At 53.8% G+C, this 18,564-nt stretch carries 18 protein-coding genes; 15 read left to right on the top strand and 3 right to left on the bottom strand.

What is annotated here, in order from left to right; translation table 11 throughout:
• The first annotated feature begins 153 nt into the window (after nucleotides 1–153).
• The 6 genes from racE to ACYUJT_RS03245 all read left to right on the top strand — a co-directional run bounded on the left by racE (nucleotide 154) and on the right by ACYUJT_RS03245 (nucleotide 3,653).
• Complete coding sequence (racE, locus tag ACYUJT_RS03220) at nucleotides 154–969, top strand: glutamate racemase (RefSeq protein WP_460318785.1); 816 nt, start codon at nucleotides 154–156, stop codon at nucleotides 967–969.
• A gap of 104 nt (nucleotides 970–1,073) precedes the next feature.
• On the top strand, nucleotides 1,074–1,706 hold the full coding sequence (locus ACYUJT_RS03225) for a TraX family protein (RefSeq protein ID WP_460318786.1): 633 nt from the start codon (nucleotides 1,074–1,076) through the stop codon (nucleotides 1,704–1,706).
• A 39-nt stretch (nucleotides 1,707–1,745) separates the two neighbouring features.
• Nucleotides 1,746–2,672, top strand: a complete 927-nt coding sequence (locus ACYUJT_RS03230; protein ID WP_460318787.1) for a M14 family metallopeptidase — start codon at nucleotides 1,746–1,748, stop codon at nucleotides 2,670–2,672.
• 100 nt (nucleotides 2,673–2,772) lie between these two features.
• Nucleotides 2,773–3,012: a YkvA family protein gene (locus ACYUJT_RS03235; protein ID WP_460318789.1), complete on the top strand. Its 240-nt coding sequence runs from the start codon at nucleotides 2,773–2,775 to the stop codon at nucleotides 3,010–3,012.
• A gap of 81 nt (nucleotides 3,013–3,093) precedes the next feature.
• Nucleotides 3,094–3,396 (top strand): iron-sulfur cluster assembly accessory protein, encoded by a 303-nt coding sequence (locus tag ACYUJT_RS03240; RefSeq protein WP_460318790.1) that lies wholly within the window; start codon nucleotides 3,094–3,096, stop codon nucleotides 3,394–3,396.
• Between the two features lie 26 nt (nucleotides 3,397–3,422).
• On the top strand, nucleotides 3,423–3,653 hold the full coding sequence (locus ACYUJT_RS03245) for a DUF1450 domain-containing protein (protein WP_460318791.1): 231 nt from the start codon (nucleotides 3,423–3,425) through the stop codon (nucleotides 3,651–3,653).
• A 102-nt stretch (nucleotides 3,654–3,755) separates the two neighbouring features.
• Here ACYUJT_RS03245 and ACYUJT_RS03250 read toward each other — a convergent pair whose 3' ends face one another.
• Together ACYUJT_RS03250 and ACYUJT_RS03255 are read right to left on the bottom strand one after the other, a co-directional pair.
• On the bottom strand, nucleotides 3,756–5,714 hold the full coding sequence (locus tag ACYUJT_RS03250; protein WP_460319751.1) for an LTA synthase family protein: 1,959 nt from the start codon (nucleotides 5,712–5,714) through the stop codon (nucleotides 3,756–3,758).
• A gap of 80 nt (nucleotides 5,715–5,794) precedes the next feature.
• Nucleotides 5,795–6,940 carry a THUMP domain-containing class I SAM-dependent RNA methyltransferase gene (locus ACYUJT_RS03255; RefSeq protein ID WP_460318792.1) on the bottom strand — a complete coding sequence of 382 codons (1,146 nt, stop codon included), beginning with the start codon at nucleotides 6,938–6,940 and terminating at the stop codon, nucleotides 5,795–5,797.
• 130 nt (nucleotides 6,941–7,070) lie between these two features.
• Between ACYUJT_RS03255 and ACYUJT_RS03260 the strand changes: the two genes are divergently transcribed.
• Nucleotides 7,071–7,700: an O-methyltransferase gene (locus ACYUJT_RS03260; protein WP_460318794.1), complete on the top strand. Its 630-nt coding sequence runs from the start codon at nucleotides 7,071–7,073 to the stop codon at nucleotides 7,698–7,700.
• Nucleotides 7,701–7,808: 108 nt separating this feature from the next.
• Here ACYUJT_RS03260 and ACYUJT_RS03265 read toward each other — a convergent pair whose 3' ends face one another.
• A complete protein-coding gene (locus ACYUJT_RS03265) occupies nucleotides 7,809–9,032 on the bottom strand; it encodes an MFS transporter (RefSeq protein ID WP_460318795.1) in 1,224 nt (407 codons plus the stop codon).
• A gap of 209 nt (nucleotides 9,033–9,241) precedes the next feature.
• On the opposite strand from ACYUJT_RS03265, the gene hemE reads away from it, so the two are divergent.
• The 8 genes from hemE (at nucleotide 9,242) to ACYUJT_RS03305 (ending at nucleotide 18,510) form a co-directional block, all read left to right on the top strand.
• Nucleotides 9,242–10,303 carry a uroporphyrinogen decarboxylase gene (hemE, locus tag ACYUJT_RS03270; RefSeq protein WP_460318797.1) on the top strand — a complete coding sequence of 354 codons (1,062 nt, stop codon included), beginning with the start codon at nucleotides 9,242–9,244 and terminating at the stop codon, nucleotides 10,301–10,303.
• Between the two features lie 38 nt (nucleotides 10,304–10,341).
• Nucleotides 10,342–11,280 (top strand): ferrochelatase, encoded by a 939-nt coding sequence (gene hemH, locus ACYUJT_RS03275; RefSeq protein ID WP_460318798.1) that lies wholly within the window; start codon nucleotides 10,342–10,344, stop codon nucleotides 11,278–11,280.
• A 7-nt stretch (nucleotides 11,281–11,287) separates the two neighbouring features.
• A complete protein-coding gene (gene hemG / locus ACYUJT_RS03280) occupies nucleotides 11,288–12,709 on the top strand; it encodes a protoporphyrinogen oxidase (protein ID WP_460318799.1) in 1,422 nt (473 codons plus the stop codon).
• 195 nt (nucleotides 12,710–12,904) lie between these two features.
• Nucleotides 12,905–14,245 carry a CapA family protein gene (locus ACYUJT_RS03285; protein ID WP_460318801.1) on the top strand — a complete coding sequence of 447 codons (1,341 nt, stop codon included), beginning with the start codon at nucleotides 12,905–12,907 and terminating at the stop codon, nucleotides 14,243–14,245.
• 26 nt (nucleotides 14,246–14,271) lie between these two features.
• On the top strand, nucleotides 14,272–14,997 hold the full coding sequence (locus ACYUJT_RS03290) for a glycerophosphodiester phosphodiesterase (protein WP_460318802.1): 726 nt from the start codon (nucleotides 14,272–14,274) through the stop codon (nucleotides 14,995–14,997).
• 37 nt (nucleotides 14,998–15,034) lie between these two features.
• Complete coding sequence (locus ACYUJT_RS03295) at nucleotides 15,035–15,679, top strand: fumarylacetoacetate hydrolase family protein (RefSeq protein ID WP_460318803.1); 645 nt, start codon at nucleotides 15,035–15,037, stop codon at nucleotides 15,677–15,679.
• A gap of 1 nt (nucleotide 15,680) precedes the next feature.
• On the top strand, nucleotides 15,681–16,496 hold the full coding sequence (locus ACYUJT_RS03300) for a DUF92 domain-containing protein (protein ID WP_460319753.1): 816 nt from the start codon (nucleotides 15,681–15,683) through the stop codon (nucleotides 16,494–16,496).
• 43 nt (nucleotides 16,497–16,539) lie between these two features.
• On the top strand, nucleotides 16,540–18,510 hold the full coding sequence (locus tag ACYUJT_RS03305) for an ABC-F family ATP-binding cassette domain-containing protein (protein WP_460318804.1): 1,971 nt from the start codon (nucleotides 16,540–16,542) through the stop codon (nucleotides 18,508–18,510).
• Nucleotides 18,511–18,564 lie beyond the last annotated feature (54 nt).

Here is an 18,564-nt window from a genome sequence, read left to right on the forward strand (position 1 = left end):
GATGAAAAAGACCCTGCAGGGTCTTTTTTCTCGCATTTAGCGGGACAGGCTCCCGGGTTCGTTCCTTGTCACGGGTAATATTAATTAGTACACTTTAGGATGAACGGTCATAAAGTAACGTAGAGCATCTAAACTATAATAAAAGGAAGCGGTATGTTCGTGCAGCAAGCCATCGCAATATTAGACTCGGGGGTTGGCGGTCTTACCGTGGCCAAGGAAGTCATGAGACAGCTCCCTAGAGAGAAGATCATCTATTTCGGGGATACCGCCCGAACTCCATACGGGCCGCGATCTCCGGAAGAGGTCACGTTATTTACCGAGCAGATCGTGGACTATTTGATTCAATACAATCCGAAAATGATTGTTATCGCGTGCAACACTGCAACAGCAGCTGCACTCGAGCATATTAAGAAGAAGGTTAGCATCCCGGTCATCGGGGTAATACATCCTGGAGCAAGGGCTGCGATCAGCGCTACGAAGACGGGCAGGGTCGGCGTAATCGGCACGATCGGCACGATCAATAGCGGAGCCTACACCTCAGCCTTGAAGGAGCTGAATCCCGCGATTGACGTGGAGAGCGAATCCTGTCCGAATTTCGTCCCCCTAGTGGAGCAGGGGCAATTTGAGACGCCGGAGGCGAAGCTGGTCGTGGAGCAATCGCTGCAGGAGATGAAGCAGCGTCCGATCGATTGCCTGATCCTAGGATGCACGCATTATCCTTTCCTGAAGCGAGCGATTCAGGACGTTATGGGACCGAAGGTGAAGCTGATCAGTTCCGCAGACGAGACCGCGCGTGAGATCAGTACGGTGCTATACCAGAAGGGGCAGCTGGCCCGGGGCAATGAAATTCCGATTCATCAGTTTTTTTGCAGCGGGGATTCTGAAATGTTTAGCAAAATCGCCCGCCAGTGGCTGGGGGAGCAGATCGAGCTTACTCCCATCGTATGGCAGGTTTCCACGCCTTCCTAAGCTGGAAAATGCGAACAACCTTTGCCGGTAGGAGGCTATCCGGCAAAGGTTTTTTTGTAATATTACAAGAAAAGAACATCCCAAAATGATGAAGGAGGATTAGGATGCAGCTGCTCGCTATGTTAACGATGTTGATCGATCATGTAGGACTGCTCTTTTTTCCCGATCAGCCCCTCTGGAGAATCATTGGTCGTATCGCATTTCCCTTATACGCTTACGCTTTGGTGCAAGGGCATCGGCATACATCCTCGCACCGCAAATATGTGCTCCGGATGCTGGGCATTGCGGCGTTGTCGCAAATTCCGTATCAGCTGGCTTTCGATACGAACAATTTGAATGTCGTCGCCTCGCTGTGCGTTGCGGCAATTCTGCTCCGCGTACTCGATAGACTGTCTCCAGGCTGGATATCCTTCGCGCTGATTGCCCTGATGTGCGCCTTGTTCGAAGTCTTTCCGTTCGAATATGGGGCATATGGACTGCTTCTCATGCTTATATTCAATTATATGAAGCCTGGTTCGATGCTCGTCGGAATGCATTTGCTTCTGAATCTGGCTGCGCTAATTGCCTATGGCTGGGTCATTCAGCTCTTCAGCATCATTCCGACAATGATCATTGCGTACGGGCCGAATTTATGGAGAAGGCTGGAGTCGTGGCGCGTGCCTCGCTGGCTCTGGAGAACGTTCTACCCGGCGCATTTGGCCGTGCTTGCTGTGATCGTTCACTTTATTGGCGAGTAGCTGCAGGCTGACCCGGCGTTCGATAAAGGAGGAAAAAAGGTGTTGACGTCAGTAAGCAAGAACCAGGAGTTCATCGTGCAAGTCCATGAAGGGTATCGCTATGAGGACGGCATAGCCGATATGAGACAAATGCAGGATCGTTACGACAGCTTGAGGCGCGTGGAGATCGGCAAAAGTGTGCTCGGCAAATCTATCGATGCGCTCGTTCTAGGGAGCGGCGAGGAGTGCGTCCATGTGAACGCCTCGGTGCATGCCAATGAGTGGATTACTACGCCGCTGCTGCTCCGTTTCATCGAAGAACTGGCGGCTGAGCTGGGGGCTTCAGCCTGTAACGGAGTTGCCAGCAGCCTGACCGAAGATCTGCTGGGTCGAATAACGCTATGGGCGGTACCGATGGCCAATCCGGACGGCATGAATTTGTCGCAGGATGGTGTATGGCTGGAATGTCCCTACAGGGAGCATCTGTTATCGTGGAACGGCGGCGTGGAAGACTTCAGCCGCTGGAAGGCGAATATCCGCGGCGTCGACCTTAACGATCAATTCCCCGCGGGCTGGGAGGAGGAGCGCGCCCGGCGCAGTACAGTCGGTCCAGCTTCCCAGGACTATGGGGGAATCGCGCCGCTATGCGAGCCGGAAGCTGCTGCGCTCGCCAGCCTAACGCGAAGGCTGCGGTTCAGCAGAGTAGCGTCGCTTCATACTCAAGGCCGTGAAATCTATTGGAATTACAGGGATCTTGAGCCGGATGGCTCCGAAGCTTTGGCCGACCGGCTAGCCCAGGCCAGCGGATATAGAGCGGTGAAGCTTACAGGCAGCGATGCGGGTTACAAGGACTGGTTCATCAGCGAATTCCGCCGTCCCGGCTTTACGATCGAAGCGGGGGTTGGCGTCAACCCGCTGCCGACAGAGCAGTTCGAGACGATTTATGGAGAAATTAAGCCGCTGCTGGCCGAGTTTATCCGGGGGTAACCCCGGGTTTGTTTTTTAAATTGGCGTAGTTTAGGGTATTGTATTGGTAAGCATGGCAGGCAATAATGAATGCAAAGGTGCAAAGAGGAGGGAAGCAGCTATGAATTGGAGAAGATTGTGGTCGATTCGGCATTGGTCGCATATATTCCGCCGTGTTCCAAGGCTGCTGGCTTCATCGCGGGTTCCTGTATCGGACAAGCTGCTGCTTATCGTCCCTGCCCTGGCCTATTGGGTGCTGCCGGACGTACTGCCGTTTATTCCGATAGACGATATGGCCGTAACCATGCTGCTGATGGACTGGTTCGTCAAGAGGGCCGAGCGCAAGCACCCGCTGACCTAGAGGGGATACATGCTTGCGTGAACTGTTGACATTCTTTACAATAGGAATGTTAGGTAGTCATAAGAAGATAGGAGCGATCATATGAGCGTAAAAATTACCCGCAATGCGGCGAAGGTGATAAAGAGGGAATTGGATAAGGAAGAGAACAAGGGTCTTGCACTGAAAGTGTTCATCACCCATGCTCATGGGGATCACGCCCATTACGGCCTCGATTTGGTCAAGCCTGCCGAGACGGACTCCATCATTGCTACGGATAAAGAAATCAACGTCATTATTGATCTGAACGAACCGCTTCTTGAAGGCGTGAAGATCGACTATCTATATTTCCCGCAGGAAGGCTTCGTTATTACGAATCCATCCAAAGGGAATCACGGCGACCACTAGCACTTTGAAAGAAGAAGGGATTCAACATGGCTAATGACATTCGCATATGCGAAAAATGTAATCATATACGGATGAAGACGTTCGTGCCCAAGCTGCAGAAGCTGGCGCCGGATGCGGAAATCAAAATCGGCTGCAAATCTTATTGCGGTCCATGCGGCAAGCGGGCGTTCGTATATATTAACGGACGCTACATCAGCGCCCCGACCGAGGACGAGGTGCTGGCCAAAGCGGCTCCTTTTGTGAAGAAGCCCAAATAAAGCGTTTAAAGAAGCTGTCCAATAAGAAGAGCTGCTTATTTCTCTTAGCGAGATAAGCAGCTCTTCTTATTTGGAACAAGGCGCGGACATGAAAGGATAAGCTCAGCGATACTCGTGGATCAGATTGTATTGGATGACCCGATCCGATATGGACAGGCGCAGCTTCGCTTCCTCATGACCTCGACGGCACTGCTCTAAACCCGTTAGCTCTCTAGTGTCGAGACTGTAGCATTCCCCGTGCTCGAACAGGCCATCGGCGGAAGGAGTATAGTACACGCGCCCGTCGGTAAATGCCCCCGAGCGCAGCACGACGAAACGGTCTCCGTTTCCGAATAAATCGTTGCCCATCATGTAGTAGGAATCGGCCTTAATCCCGAGCAGATGAAGAAGAGAGGGGGCCATATCCAGCTGTCCCGCCGGCTCCTGATATACGCCAGCTTGTCCGTTGTCCGGCAGATGAATAATGAGGGGCACCTGATTCATGATTTGATGCATGTCGAGTTCCGATAAAGTTCTGCCCAGGAACTGCTCGTAGGGCTCTTTATCCTTAAGGGAATTATCATGATCCCCGTATACATATAGAATCGTATGCTCCCAAATCCCCTTTTGCTTCATTCCTTCGATGAGCTGCCCCAAGGCTTCATCGGCATAGTGCACGGATTCTAAATAGTTGCCGAAGATGGTTCCCTTGAGTTCGCCGACATCAAGCTTGCGTTCTGAAGCAGGCAACTGATAGGGGTGATGGCTCGTCAAAGTTACGAGAAAGGCATAGAACGGCTGCCGGTTGTCCCGAGTCATGAAATCGAGTGACTGGCGGTAGAAGGATTTGTCCCCGAGCGACCAGCCGAGCGGTTCATCCATCACGTAGTGCTTTTTGTTATAGAAATGATCATAGCCCATCGCCTTGTACATCGCATTGCGGTTCCAGAAGCTGCCTTCGTACGCATGGTAGGCTCCTGTTTCGTAGCCGTGTTCGCCGAGTATTTGCGGGAGCATATTGTAATCGTGATTCGGAAAGCGGACGAATACCGAGCCTGTGGGCAGCGGGTGCAGGGAGCTGTTTGAGGAAAAATCAGCATCCGAGGTGCGTCCTTGCCCTGTCTGATGGTAATAGCCCGCAAAGTACATGCTGTCCTTCATGAGTTTATTGAGATGAGGCGTAATTTCCTCTCCGCCGATCTGCTTCCCGATCACAAAATTCATCAAGGCTTCTACCTGGACGACGATGACATTGTTGTCCTTATACGCTGCAAAAGTATCATTATGCTCCTTGCGCTTCTCTGCTGCTCCGCGGAACCATTGCTTGATTTCCTCGTGTTCTTCTGCGTTTAGCGCAGGCCTGCTGCTCAGGTGCTCTTTGGCGTAGCGGTAGGCATCGTAATAATGGAACCCGAGCAGCCCGGTGATGTTATACAGGGACAAATTCCACCAGTTGCCCGTAAACAAATTGCCAGCCCAGGTGTTCTTGTAATGCTGGATAGGTCCCATCGTCAGGACATATCCAAGCACAAAGGCCAGCACTCCCGTAAGCAGGCGGATCATCGGCCGTTTTCTTCCTTTTGCAGCGGCATAGTGAATCCCGGCATTACTGTCATGACCTAAATGCTCTGATTTGAGCCGCCGGCGAAGCAGCCGGGCGCTTATTATTGCAGCTGCTATGAGCCAATCGGCAGCAAGCCATAAATCGCTTGGGAGAATCAGGGAGGATATACTCTCTCCAAGCTCTCCAACCTGTCCCGCTTGAAGCAGGACTGGCACCGTGATAAAGTCGCGGAAGTACCGGTAGTACACAAGGTCAGCGAATATAACGCCCGTAAGCAGGACATTCAGCAGCGCAAGGGCTGTCGAACGGGCACGGGCACTCAGCCATAGCGTCCAGAAGGAGGCGAGGATGAGCGATCCGATCGCGATCATATTATCCAGCCGATTCATGTCAATATTGTTGGCATTTAAGTTGTGATGCAGATAGCGGAGCTTCCAGAACAAGGCGAAGACGAACAACGGATACTCGAGATGGCAATAGCGTACCACGCCCAGATTCAGCTTCCGCAGCAGACGCATAAAGCTGGATTTCGATGAATAGTTTGGATGCCTCGGCACAGGTCTTCAACTCCTTTTAAAGGGAAACCCCTTCCCGGGCATTATTGCCGCGGAGGAAGGGGACCAAGAAATTGCAGGTATTGGCATTCGATTCGGCCGTTGAACAGTTTGCGGCGTTTGTCTGCCTTGCGCTGAAAATCATGCTCAAATTGCTTAGTAGGCGTGAGCGCAAAGAACGACCAGGTCGGAAGCCCGGCAGCCACCCGGCCAAGCTGGGAAATCAGCTTGCGGACTTCCTTCTCCTCACCGATCCGTTCGCCGTACGGCGGGTTCGTGATCAGGCAGCCGTAGTCGCCTTGCGGCTGTATTCTGGCCGCGGGCAGAGTCTCAAAAATGATCTCCTTGCCGAGCCCGGCGCTCTTGGCGGCAGCGTTGGCTACTTCGATCGCTTTCGGGTCGATGTCGCTGCCGGCGATGTTCAGCGGGATATCATCCTGTACTGAGTCGAATGCTTCCTCGCGCGCCTGCTGCCACAGTTTCTCGGGCAGAACGGGCCAGCCTTCAGCATTGAAGGAGCGGCGCAGCCCGGGAGCGATATTCCAGCCGATCATCGCGGCTTCGATAGGCAATGTTCCTGATCCGCAGCAAGGATCATAGAAGGGGCGCGACGGATTCTGGTTCCAGCGGCTGAGCAAAATCATGGCGGCAGCCATAGTCTCCTTCAGGGGAGCCTCGGTTGCCAGCTTGCGATAACCGCGTTTATGTAATGCAGGTCCGGTCGTATCGAGCGTTAGCAGGGCTATGTCATTCAGCAGGTTGATTTCAATGACGTAACGGGGTCCTGTTTCCTCGAACCATTCGGTACGGTAGGATTCCTTGAGCTTCTCGACAATCGCTTTTTTGACGATTCCCTGGCACGCAGGAACGCTGCTCAACTGGGATTTGTGGGAACGTCCTTCGACGGGAAACTCGCCATGGGCTGGAATCCAATCCTGCCAAGGGAGCGCCTTCGTTCCTTCGAACAGCTCGTCGAACGTGACCGCAGAGAATTCGCCCATTTTGATCAGCACGCGGTCTGATGTGCGCAGCCATAAATTGCAGCGGCAAATGTCGATGAAATCTCCGGTAAAATTCACTCGCCCGTTCTCGACCTTCGTGTCTTCGTACCCCAGCTCTTTTAGTTCCCTAGCTACGACGGCTTCGAGTCCCATGGGGGAGGTCGCGATTAATTGCAGTGGACCTGGCATATAAAAATATCAACTCCGTTTTATCAGTTGTAGTCATCGTCTAAAAACCATACAATTCAGTATAGGACAATGTCAATGAAGATACAAACGGATTCAGCAAGAATTCGGCTGAGAGGAGCATCTGATTTTTATGTTAACCCCTGAACAATACAGCGAGGAATTATACGCTGAGGATGAACAGTTGAATAAAGTGAAGCAATCGATTGAAGAGAGCGGAATCAGAGACGTATCGGTCGTCCCGGGTTACGGCAGGCTGCTGACCTTGCTGGTCAAGTCCTCCGGGGCCAAAGCGGTTCTGGAAATCGGCGCGCTGGGCGGATACAGCGGAATATGCCTGGCAAGAGGGATTTCCGAGGGAGGGAAGCTGCTGTCTTTGGAGCTCAAGGAGGAGAATGCGGCTCTGGCCCGCGGCAATATGGCGGCAGCCGGGTACGGGGAGATCGTGGACTACCTGGTTGGTCCGGCCTTGGACAGCCTGATCGAGCTGGAGCGGCAGGGGCAGCGGTTCGACTTCTTTTTTATCGATGCGGACAAAGAGAACTATCCGGTATATTTGGAGTATGCGATTAAATTGGCTCTGCCCGGAGCGATCATCGCCGGGGACAACACGCTGCTTCGCGGCCGTACCCTGAATCCGGACAAAAACGGCCCCGCCGTGCTCGCCATGCGCAAATTCAATGAAATGATAGCCCGTGACGAGCGCCTGCTCAGTACTTTCCTCCCGGCCTTTGACGGGCTGGCCTTGGCGCTGGTCAAATAGCAGATATTTATTCTGCGGCGTGGTGAAGGCGTGGTGAATATGTACGGTACAAAGAAATAACCTCGCCAAAGCGGCGAGGTTATTTTGCATGGAAGGGAGACATGTTTCTCAGCCTTGCTTCAGCGAGGGCTGCTTCGGCTTCGCGTACAGCTTCAACCGGACCCAGACCGTGTTGCATAGGAGAAGCACGCCGGAAATGATGAAGATGCCCTCGATGCCGATATAACCGGACAAAAAGCCGCCGATCAAAGCGCCGAGCATGTTCCCGAGGGCCAGCGTACTGCTGTTGAAGCCGAAGGCCCGGCTTTCCATGCCATCGGGCGTATAATGCCGGATAAGCGCGTTGACGCTGGGCAGGAGTCCGCCCATAAATACCCCCATCAGAAAGCGGATGATGATGAGCTGCCAGACGCTTTGCACGAAGGCCTGGGGAATCAGCGTCGCGGCGGCCCCGATCAAGCAGTATGTTAAAATGCGGTGCGCTCCGACCTTGTCGCTGACCCTTCCCAGTACGGGCGAGGTAATCATGTTCGATATGCCAGTAGCGGCGGTGACCACGCCCGCCCAGAACGGCACGTTGGCGGCGATGCCGTGCAGATGCTCCACATAAATTGGCAGGAGTGACATCGGGCTCAGCATGGCGAATTGCAGCAGGAAGGTCACCGCAAACAGCGCCGTCAGCTGAGGCGTTTTGTTCAGTTCCATGAATCCTTGCAGAATAGAGATTTGCGGGACATGAGCCGCTTCCTCACGATCGAAGCTTTCGCGCACAAACAGCATGGCGAGAACGGAGGCGGCGAACAGCAGTATGCCCGTGATATAAAATATCGGCCTGAATCCGACCCATTCGGCCAGCAATCCGCCGATCAGCGGACCGAGAATCGTCCCGGCGACGATGCCGGATTGCACCACGCCCATCGCAAAGCCCATCCGCTCCTTGGGCGCGGTTCCCGAGACGAGTGCGACCGCGGCCGGATTGAATCCGGAAATCGTTCCGTTCAGCATGCGCAGGGCCAGCAGATGCCAAGGCTGAGTAGCGAAGCCCATCAATGTGATGACGATCGCCATTCCGAAGCCGGAACGCAGCAACATGATTTTGCGGCCGTATCTGTCGGCGAGCTTGCCCCAGATCGGCTGGAAAATAAAAGCTGTGGCAAAGTTCGCGGCAAAGATCGAGCCTGCCCACAAACCGATCGCTTGCTCGCCGTGCACATGCAAATCTCTTGCCAGGTATAGAGACAGAAACGGAGTGATCATGGTCATTCCTGCGTTGACAAGGAACTGGCCGAACCATAGTACAAGGACGTTCACTTTCCAGGTATTGTCCTTCACTTGTCCTCACTTCCTTTCTCTTTCCGCACGGTCTCGTTGTACCTCATTATTGTGCACAAACTTATTCAAGTATATCATAATGACGGCATCAGCCCGGTAAAGGATGTCATAGTATTGTCATCGGATAATGAAGTGTGACAGTTGTTACTTACTTTTAAAAAGGGCATAATGTAATTTAGGGAAATTTTAAATATTGGGGGCTTGCTTACATGAGTTACAATGACCGGTTTATTCGTGCCTGTCTTAGGCAGGAAGTTGATCGTGCTCCTGTTTGGTATATGAGACAGGCGGGGAGATACGATCCGGAGTATCGCAAGATCAAGGAAAAGTACAGCTTGCTTGAAATTTGCCTTCAGCCTGAGCTAGCTGCTGAAGTAACGCTTATGCCCGTCAAAAAGCTAGGCGTGGACGCCGCCATTTTATATTCAGATATTATGAATCCGGTTGCTTCTATCGGAATTGATTTTGATATCGTCAAGGATGTCGGTCCAGTTATCCATAATCCGATTCGGACGAAAGCCGATATTGACCGGCTGAAGCCGATTGACGTCGAGAAAGATTTGTCCCATATTCTGAAGACGATTTCGATCCTGGACAAGGAGCTGGACGTTCCGCTCATTACGTTTGCCGGAGCGCCGTTTACGCTCGCCAGCTATTTGATCGAAGGCCGTCCATCCAAGAACTACATCCGTACGAAAAGCCTGATGTATGGTGAACCGCAGCTGTGGCATAGCCTGATGGAGAAGCTCGGCGATATGGTGATCACCTATTTGCGCGCCCATATCAAGAACGGAGGCAAGGCTTTCCAAGTGTTCGACAGTTGGGTAGGCGCATTGTCGGCCAAGGATTTTGAAATCTATGTTTTGCCGACGATTAAGCGTATTTTTGCCGAACTGCGGGATTTAGATGTACCGAAAATTTATTTTCCTGGCGTGAGTTCGGGAGAACTGCTGCCGACATTGACGGGTCTTGAGACTGACGTGATCGGCGTGGACTGGCGCGTTCCGATCCGCGAAGGCCGCCTTCGGACGGGCGGTAAATATGCTATCCAAGGCAATTTAGATCCTTTAGTATTAACCGCGCCAATGGAAGTTATTAAAGAATATGCCCGGGAAATCATCGATCAGGGCGTCGAGTCGCCGGGATTCATTTTCAATTTGGGGCATGGACTGTTCCCAGAAGCATCCCTGGACAAGCTCCGCGAACTGACAGAGTACGTTCATGAGTACTCCGCTGAAGCTATCGCCCGACAGAAACAGCAAACGGTATAAATTATATTTAGAAGACAAAGACAGAGGTGAAGAGAGTCATGAGCAAAATTGGTGTATTGGTAATGTCTTACGGAACACCGGAGAGCTTGGACCAGGTAGAGGCCTATTATACGCATATACGCCGGGGTAATCCGCCTACGGAAGAACAACTGAAGGAGCTAAAAGACCGTTACGAAGCGATCGTTGGAGGTGTGTTTCCTCTTCGGGCCAACACGGACAGCCAGGTGGCAGGACTTCAGGAGACGCTGGATCGGCTTAATCCGAACAAGGATCAACAATTCGTATGCTATCAGGGGTTGAAGCATGCGCGCCCATTTATCGAGGACGGGGTAGCCAAAATGGCTGAAGATGGAATTACGGAAGCGATCGGCATCGTCCTAGCTCCCCATTATTCCGTGATGAGCGTTGGCGGCTATATCAAGCGTGCCCAAGCCAAAGCCGAGGAATGCGGCGTGAAAATGAAGTTCATCGAGAGCTATCATCTTCATCCGAAGCTGATTCAGGCCTTTGCCGAACGCGTATCCGCCAAGCTGGATTTGTTCGAGGAGGCGGGAGCCGAGCGCAGCAAGGTCAAAGTTTTGTTCAGCGCGCACAGCTTGCCGGAGAAAATCCTCGCCATGGGCGATCCTTACCAGGATCAACTTATGGAGACCTCCGCAGCCGTTGCGGAGCAGGCAGGAGCAGGCTCTTGGCAGTTTACTTGGCAAAGCGCGGGTCGTACCGCGGTGCCTTGGCTCGGGCCGGATATTCTCGATACGCTCCGCACCCTTAGCCAGGAACAGGTCGAGGATGTACTCGTAGCTCCGGTCGGTTTCGTATCCGATCACCTGGAAGTGCTGTACGACCTGGATATCGAAGCGAAGGCAATCGCCAAGGAGCTCGATATCCGGCTGGAGCGGATTGATTCTTTAAATACTGATCCGTTATACATGGAGACATTAAGTGAGGTCATCCTTAACACTTGGACAAAGGAATGAGTAGCATATGGGCGATTCGTCCCGCAAGGTAGTCATTGTTGGCGGGGGCTTGACCGGACTTAGCGCGGCCTTCTATATCCGCAAATTTTATAAAGAAAAAGGATGCAAACCGGAAATTACGATCGTCGAAAAGGAGAAAGTCCTTGGCGGCAAGATCGAAACTTTGCATCGCGACGGGTTCGTCATCGAGAAAGGGCCGGATTCGTTCCTGGCCCGCAAGACGGCGATGGTCGACCTGGCGAAAGAGCTCGAAATCGACCACGAGCTGGTCTCGACAAATCCCGAAGCGAAGAAGACGTATATCGTCAACCAGGGGCGGCTGCACCCGATGCCATCGGGACTAGTGCTCGGAGTTCCAACGGAGATCGGCCCCTTTTTGAAATCCGGGCTCGTCAGTTGGAGCGGCAAGCTTCGGGCGCTTACGGATCTCGTACGTGCTCCGCGGCAGAGCACGGAGGACGAGTCGCTTGGGGACTTTATCGAACGCCGCCTTGGAGCGGAAGTGCTGAGCAATATGACGGAGCCCCTGCTCGCGGGCATTTATGCAGGGGATACATATCGTCTCAGCTTGCAATCGACGTTTCCGCAGTTCGGTGAAATGGAGCGTAAATACGGCAGCCTGATCAAGGGCATGATGACGGGCAAGAAGCCCGTAGAGACGCATACCGGAACGAAGAAAAGCGCCTTCCTGACCTTCCGCCAAGGACTGCAAAGCCTGGTGCATGCCCTCGTGCATGACTTGGACGATGTGGAACAGCGGCTGGAAGCAACGGTTAGTGCGATTGAGCAGAGCAGCGGCGATCAAACTGGCTATGAGGTCGTTCTCGCTTCTGGCGAAAGAATTTCAGCCGATGACGTTGTTGTAACGACGCCGGCATTTGCCGCCGCTGATCTGCTGCGGCCGCTCGTTGACGTAAGCGAGTTAGACGCCATCAACTACGTATCCGTAGCGAACGTCGTACTTGCTTTCGAACGGAAGGACGTCAGTGGATCGTTTGACGGTTCGGGTTTCCTCGTTCCCCGCAAGGAAGGACGAAATATTACGGCCTGTACGTGGACGGGCGTGAAATGGCTGCACACGAGTCCTGAGGACAAGATGCTCCTTCGCTGCTATGTTGGACGCTTTGGCGATGAGGAGAAAGTGTCTTATCCGGACGATGAGCTGATTGCGTTGGTCAGGAAAGACTTGCGGGAGCTGATGAACATTACAGCGGAGCCGTTGTTCGCGGAAATTACCCGCCTGCCGAAATCCATGCCGCAGTATCCCGTGCATCATTTGCGGCATATTGCCGAGTTCAGGAACCGGCTGGATGAGATGCTGCCCGGCGTTTACGCTACCGGTGCGGCCTTTGAAGGCGTCGGCCTGCCGGATTGCATCCGCCAAGCCAAGGAGCTATCCGGACAAATGGCGGATAGGCTTGCCCACTAGAAATGGCTGAACAGGAATGACCGTTGAAATAAGGAACCCTTTCGCTTGAAAATAGGCGAGGGGTTCTATTTATTTGAGGTTACCTGATATAATAAAATCAATGGTGCAATGAATTTGCTCCTCATTTTTTTTGGCAAGATAAAGAATGAGCATTCAGGCCACCCGGGCTCTGAGCGAGAAATAAAGGAGTTTGCGATGTACCCACCAAGAACAGATAAATACCGGAAGCGAAAACAGGAGAAGCAGCGCAGGCAGAGTCGATTCTGGCTTACGCTCAACGTATCGCTGATCATAGCGATCATTGCTCTGGGCGCTTATTACTACGTGGGAGAGCGAATTGCTCCGAACACGGAGGGCAGCCAGAATCCGGCTTCTGTCCAACACCCTGCCGATCGCGTGGCGGATCCGCCGAACGAACGCGACGACCTGTCCAGGATGGATGAAAACAAGTCTGGCTATGATGCGGATCCGACGCAAAGCGTCGATCCGGCTGGCGGCAAGGCTGGCGAGGGGACGGATTCAAGCCAGCTTCCTTCCGATGAGGGGGAACTATACACGCCAGGCGAGCAGGAGCCTGAGGAGGAGATGCTGCATCTACATTTCGCCGGAGACACCATTTTCTCGGGAAGCATTGCATCGAAGCTGGAGAAGGAAGGCTATCATTATCCTTATGAGTATATTCGTGAATTGTTCGAAGGCGACGATTTAAGCGTGCTGAACCTTGAGACTCCGGTTACGGACCGCGGAACGCCTGCGGAGGATAAATCCTTCGTATTCAAGGCGCCGCCCAAAGCGTTGTCCCCGATGCGCGAAGCGGGCGTCGACGCCGTCAACCTGGCCAACAACCATACGCTGGACCAGGGCATTGAAGGACTGCTCGATACGATGAAGCATCTGCAGGACAACAAAATCCATTACTTCGGCGCGGGGAAAAATAAGCAGGAAGCCTATGCCCCTGTATACCTAGAACGCAAAGGGATCAAAATTGCGCTCTGCGGGTTCAGCCGCGTCATTCCTCAGGCAGACTGGGCGGCAGGCAAAAATAAGCCGGGCCTGGCCGTTGCTTATGATCCGGCGGAGGCCGTTAAAGCGATACAGAGCGCTAGGCAAAATGCCGACCTTGTCATCGTCGTGACCCACTGGGGAAAGGAGCGGACGACGGAGCTGGAGAAGCATCAGAGCTCACTAGCTCACGCCTTCATCGATGCCGGGGCAGATCTGGTCGTCGGCGGCCACCCTCATGTACTTCAAGGCATGGAGTATTATAAAGGCAAATGGATTATCTACAGCACTGGAAATTTTATTTTCACCAAGAAATCATCGGCTCCCGACACGTGGGATACTGCCGTGTTTGAAGCAACATGCACGAAGAAGGGCGATTGCCACATGAAATTGCTGCCGTTTCGTACGGAAATCGGCCAGCCGGTTCCACTGCAGGGCGAGGAAGGGGCACAGGTCTTCAGCAAAGTGGAGAGCTTGTCCAAGAATATCGCCATTGACGCCAGCGGAGCGGTACGCAGTCTAATTGATGGTTGATGAATGGCTGAAGGGAGGCCTCAGGAATGAACAACTTATGCGTAGCACACCGGGGCTTCTCAGGCAAGGCGCCGGAGAATACAATGGCTGCGATGCAAATGGCTATGCAGTATCCTTTTGTGCAGTGGGTTGAAGTTGATGTACAGCTAAGCAAGGACGGTATTCCGGTACTCATCCACGATTTCACGTTGAACAGGACGACTAGCGGACGCGGTCCCGTAAGGGAGAAAACGATAGAGGAACTGAAGCGGCTGGATGCCGGAAGCTGGAAATCTAAGGTGTTTAGCGGGGAACGGCTGATTACGCTCGATGAGTTCTTGAGGGCGATATGCGGAAGGCTGCGGGCCAATATCGAAATCAAGACCCGGGGGAATATGTACCCGGAAATTGAAGAGAAGGTAGTCGCGGAGATCAAACGTCATCAAATGGAGCATGATGTGGTGCTCACATCTTTCGAGCCGCGCATATTGGCCAAGATCAAAGAGATTGCGCACGGTATTCGCACCGGACTCATCGTCGAAGAAAGGCCTAAGGATTTGCTGCTGCGGTTGGAATTGCTGCGCTGCTCCTTTCTTTCGATCAGCCATCGCCAATTAACCGCTGAGCTCGCTTCCCGGGCGGCAAAGCTGGGGATTACAGTTATGGCCTGGACGATCGACGATGCGCGTACGATGCGGCGGGTTGCCGCGCTGCATGATGATATTCTCATATGTACGAACCGGCCTGATATATGGCAAGGGGCTATGCTTTAGATTGATCGAAATGAACTATTAGGAGGCGCTCCCTTAGATGAAACAATTAATCAGAAACATATATTGTGTTGGACGAAATTACAGGCTGCATATCGAGGAACTGGGGAATGATGTTCCATCCGAGCCGATGATTTTCATGAAGCCTTCGCATGCGGTTGTGCCGATGGACGGCAGCACGATTGAGCTGCCGGAGGGACGCGGGGAAGTTCATTATGAGGCTGAGCTCGTACTGCGGATCGGCCGGGAATACACGCCGGGGATTGCCGTCGATGATCTGGTCGACGTAGTCGCATTCGGCATCGACTTTACGCTTCGCGATGTTCAGAACAAGCTGAAGGACAAAGGGCATCCTTGGACAGCGGCCAAAGCGTTCCTGAATTCGGCGCCGCTGACGCCTTACATGGCTTTTCCAGGAGTGGAGGACACGGCAGCGCAAGACTTCGTGCTGCGCAAGAACGGCGAGGTCGTTCAGCGGGGCAATATTAAGAACATGATTTTTCCACTGCAGCAAATCGTCGATTATATTGCGAAAAATTACGGGCTTGGCGAAGGCGACCTAATCTTCACGGGCACTCCTGAGGGAGTTGGACCCGTTGTGGACGGGGACAAGCTGGAGCTGGACTACGGCGGCCAGGTACTCGGCAGCTGCACCGTCCAGCTTGGCTCAAGCTCGAATTCATAATATGAACTGGATCATTGGAGCGGTATGTGCGCTGGCTGTGTCAGCGGCGGCTTATTGGAAACGGTCGCTCAGCCTGTCGGGCCTGGCGGCTGCGGCCATCATGGGCACCGTATACTTCGGAGCCGGGGATTTGTTCTGGTTTGGGGTATTGCTCTTATTCTTTATTTCGTCAAGCGCATTCTCCAAGCTGAAGGCGAGCCGGAAGTCGGAGGCGGAGAAAAGCTACGCCAAATCAGGCACAAGGGACGCCGGACAAGTGATGGCCAACGGGGGGCTGGGGATGGCAGCCTGCATAGGCAATGCGCTCTGGCCCAATCCAGGATGGGCCTTGTTTTTTGTCGGAACGATGGCTTCGGTAACAGCGGATACTTGGGCGACGGAGTGGGGCAGTCTTAGCAGGAAGCCGCCGAGATCGATTATTAACGGCCAGCTGCTAACTCCGGGCACGTCGGGAGGGGTATCACTGCTGGGAAGTTCTGCGGCTTTGGCGGGAGCGGTATTTATTGGCGGGGCGGCCGGGCTGCTTGGACTATGGAGCGGCCTGGTGTCATATGTGCATTTGCCGCTATTAGGCTTCATCGTCATCGGCGGCTTGTCTGGCTTTGCCGGAGCGATGCTGGATTCTTATCTTGGGGCGTCGCTGCAAAGCATGTATCGCTGTCCGGTCTGCGGCCGCAGCGTTGAAGCGGCCAGTCACTGCGGGGAGGATACTGTGCCTCTGCGGGGCTGGAGCTGGATGAATAACGATATGGTGAACATGATCAGCTCGCTCGCGGCGGGCGGTCTTGCTCTGGCTTTGGGAAGCTGGCTGTACTGAAGGTTGCTTTAAGCTACGTATTTCATGCAAAGTAGGGAACAAAATGAATATTTTAACGGTTGAACAAATATCAAAGAGTTACGGGGAAAAGGTGCTATTTCAGGACGCGTCCTTCGGGATGGAGGAGCATGACAAAATCGGCGTAATCGGCGTCAATGGAACGGGCAAGTCCACCTTCCTGCGCATCGTTGCCGGGTTGGAGGCGCCGGATTCCGGCCGCATCGCGGTAAACAATGATGTTAGGATCTCCTGCCTGCCTCAAAATCCAGACTTCGATCCGGAGACGACGGTGCTGCGGCAGGTGTTCCAGGGCGGCGACCCGATGCTGCAGACTGTATCCGCATATATCGAAGCGGTGGAGCGGCTTGAGCTGAACCCGGCCGATGAACGGCTGCAGGCCGAGGTAACGAGACTGAGCCAGGAGATGGACCAGTTGCAGGCCTGGAGCTTGGAAAGCGAAGCGAAGAGCGTGCTATCCAAGCTCGGGATTACGGATTTCGGCGCGAAGGTCGGGGAACTGTCTGGCGGACAGCGCAAGCGGATTGCCTTGGCTTCGGCACTAATTGTACCGTCTGAGCTGTTGATTCTCGATGAGCCGACGAACCATATCGATAATGACTCGGTGGCTTGGCTAGAGTCTTATTTGCAAAGACGGCGCGGCGCGCTGCTTCTTATTACGCATGACCGGTATTTCCTGGATCGGGTATGTAATGTCATGTTGGAACTGGACCATGGGCGATTGTTCCGCTATGAGGCCAACTACAGCCGTTTCCTGGAGCTGAAGAGCGAACGGGAGGAGCGGGAGGCGTCTGCGGAGCAGAAACGGCAGAACCTGCTGCGCACCGAGCTGGCCTGGATTCGCCGTGGGGCAAAGGCAAGGACGACGAAGCAGAAGGCGAGAATTGAACGGTTCGAGAAGCTGCAGCAGGAGAAAACCGAATATAAAAGCGATCAGCTTGATATTTCGGTGGCCTCCACACGGCTGGGGCGAAAAATCGTGGAAATTTCCGAGTTAAGCAAGTCGGCCGGGGAGCGCCTACTGATTCGTGAGCTGACCTACACCGCCGTTCCCGGCGATCGTGTTGGCATTGTTGGCCCGAACGGCAGCGGCAAATCGACGCTGCTGAACATGATCGCGGGCCGCATTGAGCCGGATCAGGGCTATGTCGAACTGGGGCAGACAGTGAAGCTGGGCTTCTTCACGCAGGAGCATCAAGAAATGGATGACAAGCAAAGGGTCATCGAGTATGTCAAAGAGGAGGCCGAGGTCGTCTCGACGGCCGACGGCTCGCGGATTACCGCGGCGCAGATGCTGGAGCGGTTCCTGTTCTCTCCGACGATGCAGTGGACGCCGATAGCAAAGCTGTCGGGCGGCGAGAAGCGCCGGCTGTATTTGCTACGCGTCCTGATGGGCGCGCCGAATGTGCTGCTGCTGGACGAGCCTACGAACGATCTCGACATCCAGACGCTGACCGTCCTGGAAGCCTATTTGGACGAATTCCCGGGCGCCGTGTTCGTCGTATCCCATGACCGCTATTTCCTCGACCGTACCGTGGATAAAATTATGGCGTTCGAGGGAGAGGGCGTTGTAGCGCTTCATGTTGGCGATTACAGCGACTATGCTGATCGGGTACAGCAGTTCGCCAAGTCTGCCGATGCTGGAACCAATTCAGATGGCGTGAAGGGCAAAGCTGCGGCGGCTTGGGCTTCGGGAGACTCCGGAGGCGGGGCTGCGGGAAGTTCAGGAGGCCAAAAGGATCAATCCCGCGCCGAGCGAGTGAAGTTCAGCTATAACGAGCAGCGGGAATATGAAGCGATCGATGGCCTCGTTGAAGCGGCAGAGCAGCGGCTTGCTGATATCGCCTCGGCCATGGAGCAGGCTGTAAGCGATGCTTCTCGGCTGCAGGAGCTGATGAAGGAGCAGCAGGAAGCGGAGGCTGAGCTTGAGCGGCTGATGGATCGCTGGACGTATTTAAACGAGCTGGCCGAGAAGATCGAGCAGCAGCGAAGTTGAGGGAAAATCAAGAGCACCCTGTCAGGAGCCGAAATCTCCTGACAGGGTGCTCTT

This window comes from Paenibacillus sp. YSY-4.3, from assembly GCF_054767475.1.

What these genes read in the sequence shown, in the direction of transcription:
- racE (WP_460318785.1), top strand. Translation starts at nt 154, where the DNA reads ATGTTCGTGCAGCAAGCCATCGCAATATTAGACTCGGGGGTTGGCGGT.
- ACYUJT_RS03225 (WP_460318786.1), top strand. Translation starts at nt 1,074, where the DNA reads ATGCAGCTGCTCGCTATGTTAACGATGTTGATCGATCATGTAGGACTG.
- ACYUJT_RS03235 (WP_460318789.1), top strand. Translation starts at nt 2,773, where the DNA reads ATGAATTGGAGAAGATTGTGGTCGATTCGGCATTGGTCGCATATATTC.
- ACYUJT_RS03240 (WP_460318790.1), top strand. Translation starts at nt 3,094, where the DNA reads ATGAGCGTAAAAATTACCCGCAATGCGGCGAAGGTGATAAAGAGGGAA.
- ACYUJT_RS03245 (WP_460318791.1), top strand. Translation starts at nt 3,423, where the DNA reads ATGGCTAATGACATTCGCATATGCGAAAAATGTAATCATATACGGATG.
- ACYUJT_RS03250 (WP_460319751.1), bottom strand. Translation starts at nt 5,714, where the DNA reads ATGCGTCTGCTGCGGAAGCTGAATCTGGGCGTGGTACGCTATTGCCAT.
- ACYUJT_RS03255 (WP_460318792.1), bottom strand. Translation starts at nt 6,940, where the DNA reads ATGCCAGGTCCACTGCAATTAATCGCGACCTCCCCCATGGGACTCGAA.
- ACYUJT_RS03260 (WP_460318794.1), top strand. Translation starts at nt 7,071, where the DNA reads ATGTTAACCCCTGAACAATACAGCGAGGAATTATACGCTGAGGATGAA.
- hemE (WP_460318797.1), top strand. Translation starts at nt 9,242, where the DNA reads ATGAGTTACAATGACCGGTTTATTCGTGCCTGTCTTAGGCAGGAAGTT.
- hemH (WP_460318798.1), top strand. Translation starts at nt 10,342, where the DNA reads ATGAGCAAAATTGGTGTATTGGTAATGTCTTACGGAACACCGGAGAGC.
- hemG (WP_460318799.1), top strand. Translation starts at nt 11,288, where the DNA reads ATGGGCGATTCGTCCCGCAAGGTAGTCATTGTTGGCGGGGGCTTGACC.
- ACYUJT_RS03285 (WP_460318801.1), top strand. Translation starts at nt 12,905, where the DNA reads ATGTACCCACCAAGAACAGATAAATACCGGAAGCGAAAACAGGAGAAG.
- ACYUJT_RS03290 (WP_460318802.1), top strand. Translation starts at nt 14,272, where the DNA reads ATGAACAACTTATGCGTAGCACACCGGGGCTTCTCAGGCAAGGCGCCG.
- ACYUJT_RS03295 (WP_460318803.1), top strand. Translation starts at nt 15,035, where the DNA reads ATGAAACAATTAATCAGAAACATATATTGTGTTGGACGAAATTACAGG.
- ACYUJT_RS03300 (WP_460319753.1), top strand. Translation starts at nt 15,681, where the DNA reads ATGAACTGGATCATTGGAGCGGTATGTGCGCTGGCTGTGTCAGCGGCG.
- ACYUJT_RS03305 (WP_460318804.1), top strand. Translation starts at nt 16,540, where the DNA reads ATGAATATTTTAACGGTTGAACAAATATCAAAGAGTTACGGGGAAAAG.